Raw genomic sequence first — 14016 nt, forward strand, 5'->3', positions numbered from 1 at the left:
GTTTACATCACAATATCGACACAAAAATGTATTGTCTATAGCCTGATTGAGCTATATGGAATAAATACCATTTTAAGTACACTGTGATCAGGATTGTGATAACGCTTCATTTATTGCGTTGCTGCATTGGATGAGGAACATGGAGGAATGAATTCTGAGTGGAAAGGAGGGAAGGTGTGTACAACCCAAATAGTGCTGTGATGGTCCGGATTTCGGGTTTGATTTTTCTAATCGGAATGATGTTTGTCCTTTTGTCTGTCCCACATAGTAAAGCCATGGCCGTTTCCGGAGAGCGTGATCTTATTCCCCTCCAGCCCATAATTGACCGTTATGCACCCGGAGACGTTATTCAACTTGCATCAGGCCGGTATTCAGGCCCCTTAACGATTGATAAGGAACTTACCATTCAGGGTGGTCCTTCAGTGACAGTTGTGAATGCAGAACCTGTCTCTGCGATAACCATTAGGTCGGATGGGGTGAAGTTAAACGAGTTTACGATTGAGCACAATGCCAATGAACAGACTGCGGCAATTCAGGTGGAAGGAAGAAACAGTGAACTTACTGATCTTCATGTTCGAACCCAGGCATACGGGATGATCATTCGGAATTCGGGTCAGGCGACGATTCAGCGGAACATGATCACTTGGGTGGGGGCAGATTCTGCAACCAGTAGCCAGAAGGGCAATGGCATTGATCTGTACAACGCTCATGACAGTTACATTGAAGGCAATGAGATCACTGGCATGAGGGATGGAATCTATCTGGAGAACAGCCATAAGTCTATCGTGCAAAATAATAAACTGTTACATACAAGGTATGGTATCCATTGTATGTACATTGACGGTTCTTCTGTCATGGACAATACCGGCGAAGGGAACATGACAGGTGCCATGATCATGGGTGTCAAGAATACGGTCATATCGGGAAATTCTTTTCGCAAACAGAGTACCCATGTTCATTCTCAAGGCATTCTGTTGTATGACGTACATCAATCCTCTGTTCACAACAATATCGTGGAGGGTAATCGTGTCGGCATGAACATTGCAGAATCATCAGGCAATGAGATCCGTGGTAATGCGGTGCTTCGGAATTATATTGGTATCCAGCTGGTTCTGGCAGAAGCTAACGAGTTTACAGGTAACCAATTGGTATCCAATGTTATTGAAGCTTCAGCACTGGATAGCCCGAACAATGTCATGATGAAGAACTACTGGGACTCCTTTCAGGGACTTGATCTGAATCAGGATGGGATCAGTGAAATTTCCTATGCCATTAATCCCTTTTATGAGCAATTGGTGAGTCGAAATTCTGCGTATCAGCTCTTTTTCCAATCACCGGGCATGGTCTTTCTGAGTGACTTGTTTACAGAAGGAAGAGAACAATGGACTACTGATATGTCGCCACGAATGAGCATCGATACGGGATCTGATCTGCACATGCCAGTGGACATAGCTACAGGTAACTCTGTGGTTTGGATAATTGGACTAGTTTTGTTGGCTATAGCAACTTTTATAATCATCTATATGGGGGTATTACGAAAATGAACAAACGCTTGAACAGAAGATGGTCCATGGTCATGGTACTTATGTTTGGCATGGTGTTGTTAACCGCTTGCGGAACAAAATACGCGGCATTGCCGATCAATGAGGACGTGGATATCTGCGCGATCTGTAAAATGCAGGTGAAGGATGATGCGTATGCAACGCAACTTACTACGAAAGACGGCCAAAATTACAAGTTCGATGATATCGGTTGCATGAACCAATGGAAAACAGAGAATGGCACGGATAACATCGGGATGGACTATGTACGTGATTACAATGATAAAGAATGGATTGAATACAGCAAAGCCACATATGTATACGACGCGTCATTGCGTACGCCTATGGCCTATGGAATTCTTAACTTTAAGGACAAGGCTTCAGCTGAAGCCTTCGTTGCAGAGCAAGGTGTGGGAACCATTATGACCGCTGAGGATCTTGCTTCTCATGATTGGAAACAGAATACAGAGAATATGGACATGATGGGTGAACATGGTCATGGAGAAGAGGGCATGAGTGACGAAGGAATGAGTGATGAGACACACCAGGAAGGTGAAATGAATGAAGAGTCAGGCCACTAGGCATGACCATAGAAAATGGTGATCAATGATGTCAGATATGATACAGATTGCAAGACGAGAAGTGAAGATGGGATTCCGCAATCCTTGGGCATATTCGTTTCTAATCCTTTTTTGCACATTTAGCTTAAGCTTGTTGCTCCTGAATTCACAGAATCTGGTTCAAGGATATTCGGGCACAACAGGTTCGATGTTGAATCTTATTCTCTACCTCCTACCTTTAATGACGCTGTTCCTCGGTTCCTTCTCATTAACATCCGAAAAGGAAGACGGCAGTTGGCAACTGTTGTCCACGTATCCCATCGGCACGATGTCCTTTATTGTGGGCAAATATCTCGGACTTTCAATTGTCTTAATCACCATTGTTGCATTTGGATACGGCATAATGGGGGGCATTAGCGGAGTAATTGGGAATCCACTGGATGTCATGACATATCTTCTTTTTCTGGTATTTTCCTGTGGACTGGTGTTGTTATTTCTGACGCTGGCGCTATTCATCGGTTCATTATCACGCAATCGGTGGCAGGCATTAACCATCTCCGTGACCGTATGGTTTTTCGCAGTCATTGGTTGGCCGATGTTATTGCTCTCTGTGCTGGGACTGATGCCTTATTTGTGGGTGAAACCGTTGCTTATTGTGCTAACGCTCATCAATCCGGCAGAGCTGGTGCGATTGTTTGTCGTCATTAAACTGGGAGGCGGCTCCATTCTGGGACCGGAATATTATCGCTGGGTGGAGTGGGTGCAGCAACCAAGTGGCAGTTGGATTTTCCTCGGGATTTGTCTATTCTGGATTGCCTGCTCTGTTCTGGCGGTATACGCGATCTGGGAGAGGGGGCGATCTCATGGATAAGGTGGGACTCGAAGTGATGGGATTGGGCAAATCCATTAAAAAGCAAATCATTGTTCAGGATATTTCCTTTCACATGAATTCCGGCCAAGTGCTTGCCCTCTGTGGAGGGAATGGCGCAGGAAAGAGCACGGTGCTGCGCATGATCGCTGGAATTCTTCGTCCTACCACGGGTGAGGTTGCGGTGAATAATATTCGTTGGTCGAAGGAGCGCAAGCGTTATTCACAACAGATAGGATATATGCCGGATGATTATCAATTTAACCAGGGACTGAGTGCGGAGGAAATGCTTCTGTTCTGGGCTTCTCTGAGGAAAGTTCCCAAGGAGAGAGTACAGGAAGTACTGACCATGGTCGGCTTGGAGGATCAAAAGAAAAAGCGGGTTACAACCTTCTCGAAAGGTATGCGCCAACGTGTGTTATTCGCTCAAGCAGTACTGTCCAAACCTCCACTGCTCATCATGGATGAGCCAACGAACGGGTTGGACCCATTCTGGATGCAGGAACTAGCTCAGCTACTCAAGGGCATCAAGCAGGATGGCCACATGGTCGTGTTCTCGACCCATCAGCTGGAGATTGCAGATGATATTGCGGATCAGGTGATATTCATGAACCATGGACGTAGTGTGGGAGAGGGTTCCACCCATGATTTTCGTGAACAATATGGTTCGCTCCATGCAGCATTTCATCAAAGTCTCGGATTAAAGTGAAGGTGAGTTCATTGCAGAAGAAGAGGTTTACTGGCAGACGTACACTTACAATCTTGATTGGTTTGGTAGCATTGCTCACGGGTGCATGGGCCATTTACGAAAATGTATCGACACCTGAGTCTGGGCGAGGCAACACCATTCAAGTAGGTGCAAATGCCCCTGAGTTCACCGCGGTTAACTCAATAGGCGAACAAGTCCGGCTGTCTGATTATCGGGGCAAAGCGGTCATGATTAACTTTTGGGCTTCGTGGTGTGCCCCTTGTGTAAGGGAGATGCCGCTCGTTCACCAGATTGCGCAGGACTATCAGAACCAAGTGGAGACCTTATTTGTTAACGTGGGGGAATCAAAGGGTACAATCCGTGAATTTATGGATAAGCAGGCATTTGATTTTCCAGTCATTATTGACGTGACGGGCAACATATCAGGCATGTATCGTATTACAGGTTTACCCGCAACGATGGTCATCGATCAGGAGGGAGAGTTCCGCCATATATTGCTCGGTGAACTGACCGAAGACATACCGTTGCAGCAATGGCTGGAAGATAGTATCTAGTCATGAGCCATGGGTGGTGAGATAGGGCCAGAAGCGCCTGGGATCTCTCATGTTACAAGTGAAATGAAGGTGTTAAAAGTAGACATAGCAAAAGCCGGACACCCCATTAAACATAGGGCGGTCCGGCTTTTATTATTGAAGATATGCTGCTTCGCAGCCGATTACAAAACAGCAGCGGAAGCGTGATTGGCGCGGGCGATTCGGGTTGCGTCAACCATGTTGCGGAGAGAAGCAACGGTTTCTTCCTGTCCACGGGTTTTCAATCCGCAGTCGGGGTTAATCCAGAACAGCCTCGGATCAAGAACACGCAGGGCGCGTTCAATCATGCTGCTCATTTCATCCACACTTGGAACCCGTGGACTATGGATATCATATACGCCAAGACCGATACCCAGCTCATACGTATTTTCTTCAAAACTATGAATCAGTTCACCGTGACTACGGGATGTCTCAATGGAGATGACATCTGCATCCATGGCTTCGATGGAATCAATCATGTCATGGAATTCGCAATAACACATATGCGTATGAATTTGAGTTGTTTCGTGCACCGTGCACGTTGAGATGCGGAACGCTTTGACCGCCCAAGCCAGGTAGTCGGCTTGTTCATTTTCCTTCAGCGGAAGCCCTTCGCGTACCGCCGGCTCGTCAACCTGAATCATGCCGATCCCTGCCTGTTCAAGTGCTTCGACTTCCTGACGCAACGCATATGCCAATTGATAGGCAATCTGCTCCCGAGCAATGTCTTCACGCACGAATGACCAGTTCATGATGGTGATCGGTCCAGTCAGCATGCCTTTGACAGGGCGTTCTGTCTGGGATTGGGCATATTTCGTTTCTTCCACCGTCATTTCACCCGTAAATGCAACATCACCGAAGATAATAGGTGGCTTCACGCAACGTGAACCATACGATTGTACCCAGCCGAACTGTGTAAAGGCAAAACCGGCCAGTTTCTCGCCAAAGAATTCAACCATGTCGGTACGTTCAAACTCACCATGCACCAACACATCAATTCCAATCTCTTCTTGAAGCTTAATCCAGATATCAATCTGCTCCCGGATGAAGGCAGCATACTGTTCGTTGTTCAACTCGCCTTTGCGCCACAACTGACGTGCTTTTCTGACTTCAGCTGATTGCGGGAAACTGCCAATCGTTGTCGTCGGGAAGAGTGGCAATTGCCATTTGGCCTGTTGGGCTTCATGACGCTCGGCAAACGGACGGGAGCGCTCTGGCTGTTGACCACTAATGGAAGCAACGGCTTTCTGTACAGCAGTACGGTTCCGATCTTCGGATTGCTGAAGCGCTTGAAGCGGAAGCTCGGCTTCGTCTATTTTAGCGGTAATCTCTGCACTTGGTGAAGATAATGCTGTAGTTAAAAGAACAATCTCATCCAGCTTTTCATCTGCAAACGCAAGAGCATTCTTCAATTCGGATGTAAGTTTGGCCTCACGTTCAGTCGTAACGGGCACATGTAGCAGACTGCAGGATGATTGCACGATGAGACGTTCAGGTGTCACCACCTCAGCCAGTTCATTCAATAATTTCAATTTGCCTTGAAGGGAAGCTTTCCAGATCCCACGCCCATCAATAATACCTGCACCCAGCACTTTGTCTGCCGGGAAACCGGATGTTTGAATGGATTGGCTGTTGCCAGAGAGTCCGTGTACAAAATCAAGTCCTACCCCTTGAACGGGCAGTGCAATAATATCGTTATAGTTTTCGACAGATTCAAAGTACGTTTGCAGCATGATATTCAGACCTGGAACGGCTGTTGCAAATGTCTCGTATATTTTATTCAGACGGTGCACATCTTCATCGCTTAATTTGGTTACCAGGATAGGCTCGTCGATCTGCACCCACTGAACGCCTTCGCTTGCAAGTTCTTGAAGCAACTGAGTATATAGTGGCAACAAGCGGTCCAACCAAGCATCCGTCTCGAATTTATCATAGCCTTTGGAGAGTTTCAGGAAGGTTAATGGTCCAACGATGACCGGTTTGCCTTCAATGCCGAGTTTTTCTTTTGCTTCACGATAAGCGAGAAGGGGTTTGTTCTCCGTCAGAGTTGGGGAAGCTCCGTCGAGTTCAGGTACAATGTAGTGATAGTTGGTGTTGAACCATTTCGTCATTTCACTTGCTGCGGCATCTTTTGTTCCACGTGCAATGCCATAATATACGGACAACGGAACGGAACCGCCATCATATGTAAAACGTTTGGGAATAATGCCAAACATCACGGCCGTATCCAGGATATGATCATAATAGCTGAAATCATTCACTGGAATAATATCGATACCTTTCGCTTGCTGCTTGCGCAGATGATTGATACGAATCTCCTGCAAACGTGCGTGAAATTCATTTTCCTCCAGCTTGCCTGCCCAGAACGCTTCCAACGCTTTCTTCCATTCCCGATCAGCACCAATACGCGGATATCCCAATACACTACTTTTTGTCATTGTTTAAAACTCCTCTGCTTTTATGTTACACAAAATTTATCACAGAACCGGAGTTATAATGTAATTCCATTAAATTATACCTAGTTATAGCCTGAGGCTATAACTAGAGGTGTATGCTATATAAGTTGAACTTAAGAGTATTTACACATACCACTCCGATTGCAGAACAACCTTCCGATCACTGTTTTCCCAGATTTTTTGATTTACTTTTGCAAGGTGAAAATCTGGAGATAAAGGCGAGTTTATGCTTACGAAGTAGCTTTCCATTGAAAGCTTTTAGCTCCGCTTCTTCAGGTTATTTCTGCCCTCTGCGTTCTCGTGTAAATGTTTAGTTCAACTTATATAGATTATCAATATATCAAGTTTCATCACGTTTACAACTCAGATATATAGCTTAGTTTAAAAAAAAGATCGTTAAATATTTCGTATGCTTTTGCATTCACTCGGGATAATAGAAAGTAAAAAAAGGTGGATGAGTATGGTAATTCAAAAACGACTTTTTTTCCTAATACTTGGAGCCATAACATTAATAATAAATAGTGCATACCTAAACACAGATGTTACATATGCAGTTCCTGAGAGCGTGCAGGAAGAAAACTATAAACCATTAGCACTTACGATGCTCAACCCATACATCTCCCGTGAGATTATCAGCTATTATCAGGATAAACATATGCCGATCCCTAGCTATGGGCTATATGATATTCATGTATTGGATCTCAAAAGACTTACACTGGGAGGTTACAAATTTCGAATTGCTCTGGAAATAAGAACATTCTACGGTCCACATAACCCGCCATATGGGAAAGAGATCATTACGTTTGAAATAGACACGACTAATGTTACAATGGTTAACTATGTTCATACGAATGATTGAAAGGAAGGCTGTACACATGAATCTGTATCATATCCAGTCCAACGTGCAGGGAGTCAACAGATTAGCATCATTTCTGGAGGATAATTACATAGGAATCGCTTGGTCAGGTACAGGAGATCTGGAGCAAACGCCCCCGGAGCTGTGGAAGGAACAGTTGATTCAGCACTATAGATTGGATGAAACAGAATTGGCGAATATACTGGCGACACTACATACATTTGCTAACCTTATGCAGGATGGAGATTATGTATTAATTAGCGATGATGAATGGACGTATGTTGGGGATATCGGGGATTATTATTACGATGATTCCGCTGGCACAGAAGAGGACTTGATCTGTCATCGGCGCGGAGTCACTTGGTTGGGACGCATTCCCCTTGCTGAGCTGAATGACAAAGTACAGGCACTGCAAAATGACTCATCCATCCTTGCAAAGTTTGAATATTCCATATCACAAGCACAACTGGATCGCGGGCTTGCAATCAGCGTAGCATCCGAAGCAGCCAACTCTCCCTCAACAGGGGTAGATGAAGCCACGATTCAAACAGCTCTCCATGTGCTGAGAGAAGCGTTACACAGTGAAGAAGAAGAGCTGCGAATTCGTGCGGCTGCAGCCATTTTGCAGTATGCCAAACAATAGGACCATGCCTCTTGATAGGAATTGGAGTGCCATATACGGTGATGATTCGTTCGGTTACTTATAGAAATATTCAATGGATAGGGGAATTGACGCTTGGTGTTGGGAATGATAATTTAGATATATTATTAAAACCAATAACTCCAATAAGATAAAGGGGGTATGTGAAGTGACACATATCGTTCATGCAGCAGCAGAAGATATTCGCAGCGAGGATTCGCTGCAATTGATTAAAGAACTGAGCGAAGAGCTTGGTTTGCTCTATGGTGGCGATGGAACAGCGGGATTTCAGCTCTCAGACGTTGAAGTACCACGTGCGGCTTTTATCGTTGCCAGAATTGACGGGTATCCGGTTGGTTGCGGAGCGCTTCGGCCCCTTGATGAAACATCTGTGGAAGTCAAACGCATGTATACACGCAGTGGTTATCGCCGTAAGGGGATTGCCCAAGCTATATTGGCCGAAGCAGAGCGTCTTGCGTGCGAACTGGGTTACACCAATCTAAAACTGCAAACAGGTCCACTGCAACCGGAAGCAGCCGCGCTGTATGAGCGTGTAGGGTATTATCGAATTCCTGTTTTCAGTGGCAATTGGGACAAAGTGTTGGCCTACCAGAAAGATCTGGTACATGAAAAAGTATAAGTATAATTATACGAATGTAAATTACAAAAGTCGCCGATTGGCGACTTTTTTTGCGTTTTAACATACGCCATATACACCAATTATTTAATCTAAAAATATAGACACAATCGATTAATCTGCTGCGACATTACTGACCGATGTGTCTTGATGTTGGGCGCCCCATTCGCATAGTCCTTCCAAAACGGGCAATAACCTCTCAGCTTTGGCTGTCAGTCTGTACTCGACTTTAGGAGGGACTTGAGGGTACTCTTTCCGTTCAACCATACCATCTGCTTCGAGCTCTTTGAGCTGTGAACTCAGCGTTTTATACGTGATCGCGCCGATCTGCCTTTTCAGTTCATTGAAGCGGACAGGCGGGTTCTCTGCCAGTAGGTACATAATTACCATTTTCCATTTGCCACCAATAACAGACAACGTATAACCAAATGGGGTATCTTCAATGTTTTTCACTTTACCGTGGTATTCAGCCATACTCATGAGTAACACTATCCTTCCGGGTAGTACCTATCCTAAAATACTGTACTATTTATTGGTTCGGGCTCAGTTTATACCAAGCTTACTACGAAGTAAAGAAGATTTATGGTGACTCCAAAATTAATTCTTCTCGTATGGCTCTGCTACAATACAACAAAGGAACAACCATCGCTGGTTGTTCCTTTTGGTGTGAGTGTCTGTTTTTATAAGAAGATCAATAACAATGTTCCTGCGGCAAAACAGTAATACGAAAAGTATTTCAGGTTGCCTTTGGCCATAATGCCCATGAACCATCTCATGGAGAAATAGGTCACAAAAAGGGTTGTGATGAATGCGATTAGATAAGGGATAGCCAGCTGAGAACGATTCGGATCATTGGCAATGTCCGATACACCCATGATGAGTCCACCAATGCTTATGGGAATGTACAGCATAAAGGAGAACTTCAAAGCGGTTTCCTGTTTCATGCCGACAGCGATAGACGCAATTACAGTTGCCCCTGAACGACTTATACCCGGAATAAGAGCGACAGCCTGAGCCAGACCCACCAACAGCGCATCTTTCGTAGACAGATCTCCGTCCTGCTTACGACCCCGAAGATTACGAATCAGCCACAAGGCAACCCCAGTGATTAATAGCGCGATGGAAACGGTATATACGGACGAGAAGATTTCTTCAATCCGATCCTTGAACAGGACTGCAACAACAGCAGCAGGAATCGTACCAATAACTATGTATAAGCAAAACATGAAGTCTGCTCGATATTCTTCTTTACGAGTACTTAGGTAACCAAGTGCACCAGTAATCAACTTTTTGATATCTTCCCGGTAAATAAAAATAATAGCGATAAGTGATGCCGTGTTTGTTAAAATTTCAAATGACAATCCATTCTGCTTAAGGCCCATTAGTTTCTGCGCGATGATCAAATGACCGCTAGAGGAGACAGGAATCGGCTCCGTTGCACCTTGAACAATACCTAAAAACAAATACTTTAACCACAATATAATCTCTTCCATGTTGTCCTCCTTGACGTTTCATTGGCTTTCCAATGATCTCTCTTTTTAAGAAAAGTGACTTGTCTACTCTATTGATGATAGCTGTTTAAGTTGGTGACTTGCAAGTTAGAGTCCATAGAGAGAGGAAAATAAACGTAGCTTGTCAAATTCTGCAGAGCATGATATCGTTGATAACGATTATCAATATCAATGAAAAGGTGGGTTTATTTTGCGAAAAGAAAGAAAACCAATATGGATCATGATGGCACTCATCATGCTACTTGTTCTTGGTGCATGTGGTCAGTCTGCCACGACCAAGGATACTACCGGGGACAGCACAAATGCAGCTGCGGAGACAGAAACCAAGGCGGTCTCGGATTCAGCTTCTTCTGCGAGTACAGAGGCAAACTCCGAAGAGGAACTCGTTACATATCAATCGGATGCTGGCGAAGTACAGGTGCCCAAGAATCCTAAGCGCATTATTGATTTGACATCATTTTCAACGGGTTACTTTGTTGCCCTGGATGCTCCGGTAGTCGGTGCTTTATCAGGAGCGATGAACAACAAATATATTAAGGATCAACTTGCAGCATCGGGTACCATTGATCTGGGCGAAACACCTACCCCCGAGAAAATGATCAGTTTAAAACCTGACCTATTTATCGTGTACACGGGTACAGAGGGCATCGATAAGCTGGAACAGATTGCGCCTGTCGTACAGATTGCCTATGGTAAGCGCAATTTCAAAGATCTGATGCTTGAAATGGGTAAGCTTACCAATAGAGAAGATGCAGCTAAAGCTTGGAATGCTCAATGGGAAGCGAAGATCAACGAACTGAAACCTAAGGTTCAGGAAGCCGTAGGTGATCGCACCGTTTCCATATTGAATCCATATGCCAAAGGATTATTTGTGTTTGGTCATAACTATGGTCGAGGCGGTGAGATTATTTACGGGGAGTTTGGACTCAAGGCACCACCCAAGGCTCAAGCTGAAGCGATTGACAGTGGGACTGGATGGGCTTCAATCTCCATGGAACTATTACCGGAGTATGCGGGTGATATCATCTTCACCAGCCCGTGGTCGGGAGACAAAACCGATCCCAAGATCGTATATGACAATACATTATGGAAAAACTTGCCTGCGGTGAAGGCAAATCATGTGTTCCAGCTCGACCCGACCTCAGACTCATACAACGACCCGTTAACGTTGGAAGGTCAGTTGCAATTTATTTCGGATAGCTTGCTTTCGGAAAAGTAAGATCGGACTGCATAATATCGTAGAGTAGTATGGGAGCATCTCCAAACGTCGTTAGAAGACGGGGAGATGCTCTTTTTTAGATGCGGAACGGTTTAGCTAGTAGAATAACAGGAGAAGGCAATCGTTCATTGGTCCATGCCTCTCAGGCGTTTAATGTCTTCTCTGGGTGGAAGACCAAACATGCGAGAATATTCACGACTGAATTGGGAAGGGCTCTCGTAACCTACCTGAAATGCTACTTCTGCTGCATCGGTGGACTGGGATAATAACAAGCGCCGAGCTTCTTGCAGTCGAAGTTGTTTTTGAAACTGAATCGGACTCATGGCAGTCACTTCTTTAAAGTGTCTGTGAAGCGAGGCAGCACTCATATTGGCCAAAACCGCCAATTCCTCAATCCGAAAATTCTGATCAGCATGATTCATAATATATTTAATAACGTCTCTGATTCGATAGGTGTGGCTGCCCTCCATCGTAGCTTGTTCCAGGGCAATCCCGTGGGGACCTTTCAGAACTTTATAGAGGATTTCCTTTTTGAACAAAGGAGCGAGCAGTGGGATATCTTCCGAATGATCTTCCAGCAAACGGGCTAACCTGACGACTGCATCCAACAGAGACGGCTCAGCTTGGCTGACAAACATCGCACGTCTCGTCGTTTTGTGCGGTCTTGCCGGGAAATCGGAGTGGTTCAATACCTCCAGAATCTCCCTGGATGTGAATTCAAGTTTCAGGGCCAGATAAGGAGTCTGTGACGAGGCTTGAATCACTTGTCCACTAACGGGCAAGTCAACGGTTGCCACGATATAACTTCCTGGACCATATCGGAAACGATCCTGTCCCAGCAGAACCTCTTTCTGACCCTGCACGACAATGCAGAAGGAGGGTTCATTCACTCTAAATATAGGTTCAGTAACAACCGATTCACGGATTAGAAATAAGGATGGGATCGCCGTCGAGTGAACCCCATCCTTGTTGGAATAACGGTCAATGCGTCTGGCTAATTCGTGTTGATGTTCGTGTACTCCGTCAGACATACGTAGTTCTCCTTTTTCGACACAGCTTAATAAAGCACATTCTATCGTATATGGACCCAAGGCGGTAGTAAACGAATAGGAATAGGCAAACATTTGATGCGAATGGATAAGGCAAGCGGATTGATGGCAGTATATTCACGATTGAGAAGGAAAAGAAGGGTTAAGTATCTTTTGTTTACTGATCGTTCCCGATGTGTTAGATTGATTTTGGGAGGGAAGTCCTATGGCTAGGAGTAAAGAGTTTGAAGTAAATGAAGTATTGGATAAAGCGATGAAGATCTTCTGGGAACAAGGTTACGAGAAGACATCGATGAGTGACCTGGTTGAGCATATGGGAATTCATCGCAGAAGTATATATGATACGTTTGACGATAAACATTCGCTGTTCTTGCAGGCAATGGATCGATACAGCGGCAAGGTCAGCACCACATTACTTGCAGAGATTAAGGCATCCAGGACGGCAGTGGAAGCACTGCATAAAATTTTTGATGTGTTGATCAGTGAAGCAGAGGATATACCATCCGGTTGTATGATCGTGAACTCGGCGGTGGAGCTGGGCACACGTGATCCGGACGTGAACACCCGATCTCTTGAATCGTTTAACGAAACGGAGCGAATGTTCGAGCAGATTATACAATGGGGACAGCGGGATGGAGAATTCTCTTCTGATCATGATGCGAAGGAAATGGCAGAGTACCTGCACAATATCTCTGTCGGCATCAGAGCCATGGCGAGAACCTCGACGGATAAGGAAAAATTAAATCGGATTGTCAATGTATCCATGAAACTTTTGGAGAAGTGATGAGCAGAGACGTACGAAAAAAGTAGCTTAAAATCCGTTAGCGGACTTCAAGCTACTTTTTTTTGCATGAATTTCATAAAAAATCATCAACCATCAATTGGTTATGGCATTTTCCACCGGTTTGATTTTATGGATCTCTTCGGTTCCAGCTTCCAAAGCAGTTTCGTAGTAGGAGCGTTTGTGCTCAATAACTTCCATGGTCCTTCTTAGTTCCTCCATTTGTGCTTCCACAATCGCTTTTCGCTCCGTGAACATGTCATATCTTTGCTTCAGCGTGGAGTCCCCTTCAGAGCACCATTCAATAAAGTCTTTAATGTCTTTAATAGGCATCCCGGTGAGCTTCAGGCATTGAATGATCTTTAGAAAGTCGATGTCTGAATCTTTGAACATCCGTGTTCCACTCGAGGTACGTTCTACAAAAGGCATGAGTCCTTCCTTATCATAGTAACGCAATGTATATACCGTAAGGTCTAATTTTTTGGCAACTTCACCGATTGAATAGGTCATTTAGAATGAATTCCTTTCTACTAGGGGTAGACTTCGAGTTAACTCTAGGATTGATCCGAGTGAATTCTAACATGTTGGATTACTGGATGTCAAAGTACATTGGAGAT

The 14016-nt window shown here is 44.8% G+C and carries 15 protein-coding genes; 10 read left to right on the forward strand and 5 right to left on the reverse strand.

The genetic code is table 11. The annotated features are described in order from the left end of the window. The first annotated feature begins 176 nt into the window (after nucleotides 1-176). Genes ACE3K2_RS10205 through ACE3K2_RS10225 form a run of 5 tightly spaced genes read left to right on the forward strand, consistent with a single transcriptional unit; the run spans nucleotide 177 to nucleotide 4232 of the window. Nucleotides 177-1544 carry a right-handed parallel beta-helix repeat-containing protein gene (locus ACE3K2_RS10205; protein ID WP_421889444.1) on the forward strand — a complete coding sequence of 456 codons (1368 nt, stop codon included), beginning with the start codon at nucleotides 177-179 and terminating at the stop codon, nucleotides 1542-1544. Beyond that, nucleotides 1541-2122, forward strand: coding sequence for a nitrous oxide reductase accessory protein NosL (locus tag ACE3K2_RS10210; RefSeq protein ID WP_421889446.1), 582 nt, complete (start codon nucleotides 1541-1543; stop codon nucleotides 2120-2122). Before ACE3K2_RS10205 ends, ACE3K2_RS10210 begins: the two co-directional genes overlap by 4 nt. A 28-nt stretch (nucleotides 2123-2150) precedes the next feature. After that, nucleotides 2151-2972, forward strand: coding sequence for an ABC transporter permease (locus ACE3K2_RS10215; RefSeq protein ID WP_421891140.1), 822 nt, complete (start codon nucleotides 2151-2153; stop codon nucleotides 2970-2972). Next, complete coding sequence (gene ccmA, locus ACE3K2_RS10220) at nucleotides 2965-3678, forward strand: heme ABC exporter ATP-binding protein CcmA (RefSeq protein WP_421889448.1); 714 nt, start codon at nucleotides 2965-2967, stop codon at nucleotides 3676-3678. The genes ACE3K2_RS10215 and ccmA overlap by 8 nt, the downstream gene beginning before the upstream one ends. 2 nt (nucleotides 3679-3680) lie before the next feature. Further along, nucleotides 3681-4232, forward strand: a complete 552-nt coding sequence (locus tag ACE3K2_RS10225) for a redoxin domain-containing protein (RefSeq protein WP_421889450.1) — start codon at nucleotides 3681-3683, stop codon at nucleotides 4230-4232. 161 nt (nucleotides 4233-4393) lie between these two features. On the opposite strand, the gene metE is transcribed toward ACE3K2_RS10225, so the two are convergent. Beyond that, entirely contained in the window at nucleotides 4394-6688 is a 2295-nt protein-coding gene (gene metE, locus ACE3K2_RS10230) for a 5-methyltetrahydropteroyltriglutamate--homocysteine S-methyltransferase (protein WP_421889452.1), read from the reverse strand. 478 nt (nucleotides 6689-7166) lie between these two features. On the opposite strand from metE, the gene ACE3K2_RS10235 reads away from it, so the two are divergent. The 3 genes from ACE3K2_RS10235 to ACE3K2_RS10245 all read left to right on the forward strand — a co-directional run bounded on the left by ACE3K2_RS10235 (nucleotide 7167) and on the right by ACE3K2_RS10245 (nucleotide 8842). After that, the gene (locus ACE3K2_RS10235; protein ID WP_421889454.1) at nucleotides 7167-7565 is read left to right on the forward strand and encodes a DUF3888 domain-containing protein; all 399 of its coding nucleotides are present in this window, start codon (nucleotides 7167-7169) and stop codon (nucleotides 7563-7565) included. A gap of 16 nt (nucleotides 7566-7581) precedes the next feature. Next, nucleotides 7582-8205: a hypothetical protein gene (locus tag ACE3K2_RS10240; RefSeq protein WP_421889456.1), complete on the forward strand. Its 624-nt coding sequence runs from the start codon at nucleotides 7582-7584 to the stop codon at nucleotides 8203-8205. 166 nt (nucleotides 8206-8371) lie between these two features. Further along, nucleotides 8372-8842, forward strand: coding sequence for a GNAT family N-acetyltransferase (locus tag ACE3K2_RS10245; RefSeq protein ID WP_421889458.1), 471 nt, complete (start codon nucleotides 8372-8374; stop codon nucleotides 8840-8842). Nucleotides 8843-8953: 111 nt separating this feature from the next. On the opposite strand, the gene ACE3K2_RS10250 is transcribed toward ACE3K2_RS10245, so the two are convergent. Then, a complete protein-coding gene (locus ACE3K2_RS10250) occupies nucleotides 8954-9319 on the reverse strand; it encodes a winged helix-turn-helix transcriptional regulator (RefSeq protein WP_421889460.1) in 366 nt (121 codons plus the stop codon). Nucleotides 9320-9519: 200 nt separating this feature from the next. Next, nucleotides 9520-10332, reverse strand: a complete 813-nt coding sequence (locus tag ACE3K2_RS10255) for an undecaprenyl-diphosphate phosphatase (RefSeq protein WP_421889462.1) — start codon at nucleotides 10330-10332, stop codon at nucleotides 9520-9522. A gap of 208 nt (nucleotides 10333-10540) precedes the next feature. On the opposite strand from ACE3K2_RS10255, the gene ACE3K2_RS10260 reads away from it, so the two are divergent. Beyond that, nucleotides 10541-11569 carry an ABC transporter substrate-binding protein gene (locus ACE3K2_RS10260; RefSeq protein WP_421889464.1) on the forward strand — a complete coding sequence of 343 codons (1029 nt, stop codon included), beginning with the start codon at nucleotides 10541-10543 and terminating at the stop codon, nucleotides 11567-11569. A 125-nt stretch (nucleotides 11570-11694) separates the two neighbouring features. Here ACE3K2_RS10260 and ACE3K2_RS10265 read toward each other — a convergent pair whose 3' ends face one another. Further along, nucleotides 11695-12600 carry an AraC family transcriptional regulator N-terminal domain-containing protein gene (locus tag ACE3K2_RS10265; RefSeq protein ID WP_421889466.1) on the reverse strand — a complete coding sequence of 302 codons (906 nt, stop codon included), beginning with the start codon at nucleotides 12598-12600 and terminating at the stop codon, nucleotides 11695-11697. 223 nt (nucleotides 12601-12823) lie between these two features. Here ACE3K2_RS10265 and ACE3K2_RS10270 point away from each other — a divergent pair, with 223 nt between their 5' ends. Next, complete coding sequence (locus ACE3K2_RS10270) at nucleotides 12824-13402, forward strand: TetR/AcrR family transcriptional regulator (RefSeq protein WP_421889468.1); 579 nt, start codon at nucleotides 12824-12826, stop codon at nucleotides 13400-13402. Between the two features lie 93 nt (nucleotides 13403-13495). Here ACE3K2_RS10270 and ACE3K2_RS10275 read toward each other — a convergent pair whose 3' ends face one another. Beyond that, on the reverse strand, nucleotides 13496-13909 hold the full coding sequence (locus tag ACE3K2_RS10275) for a MerR family transcriptional regulator (protein ID WP_421889470.1): 414 nt from the start codon (nucleotides 13907-13909) through the stop codon (nucleotides 13496-13498). Nucleotides 13910-14016: the final 107 nt, after the last annotated feature.

The sequence above is a fragment of the Paenibacillus sp. genome (assembly GCF_048976745.1).
Lineage (GTDB): Bacteria > Bacillota > Bacilli > Paenibacillales > Paenibacillaceae > Paenibacillus.

Excerpts from the sequence above, each read along its gene's own strand:
- ACE3K2_RS10210 (WP_421889446.1), top strand. The coding sequence starts at position 1,541 with ATGAACAAACGCTTGAACAGAAGATGGTCCATGGTCATGGTACTTATG.
- ACE3K2_RS10215 (WP_421891140.1), top strand. The coding sequence starts at position 2,151 with ATGTCAGATATGATACAGATTGCAAGACGAGAAGTGAAGATGGGATTC.
- ccmA (WP_421889448.1), top strand. The coding sequence starts at position 2,965 with ATGGATAAGGTGGGACTCGAAGTGATGGGATTGGGCAAATCCATTAAA.
- metE (WP_421889452.1), bottom strand. The coding sequence starts at position 6,688 with ATGACAAAAAGTAGTGTATTGGGATATCCGCGTATTGGTGCTGATCGG.
- ACE3K2_RS10235 (WP_421889454.1), top strand. The coding sequence starts at position 7,167 with ATGGTAATTCAAAAACGACTTTTTTTCCTAATACTTGGAGCCATAACA.
- ACE3K2_RS10240 (WP_421889456.1), top strand. The coding sequence starts at position 7,582 with ATGAATCTGTATCATATCCAGTCCAACGTGCAGGGAGTCAACAGATTA.
- ACE3K2_RS10250 (WP_421889460.1), bottom strand. The coding sequence starts at position 9,319 with ATGAGTATGGCTGAATACCACGGTAAAGTGAAAAACATTGAAGATACC.
- ACE3K2_RS10255 (WP_421889462.1), bottom strand. The coding sequence starts at position 10,332 with ATGGAAGAGATTATATTGTGGTTAAAGTATTTGTTTTTAGGTATTGTT.
- ACE3K2_RS10265 (WP_421889466.1), bottom strand. The coding sequence starts at position 12,600 with ATGTCTGACGGAGTACACGAACATCAACACGAATTAGCCAGACGCATT.
- ACE3K2_RS10270 (WP_421889468.1), top strand. The coding sequence starts at position 12,824 with ATGGCTAGGAGTAAAGAGTTTGAAGTAAATGAAGTATTGGATAAAGCG.
- ACE3K2_RS10275 (WP_421889470.1), bottom strand. The coding sequence starts at position 13,909 with ATGACCTATTCAATCGGTGAAGTTGCCAAAAAATTAGACCTTACGGTA.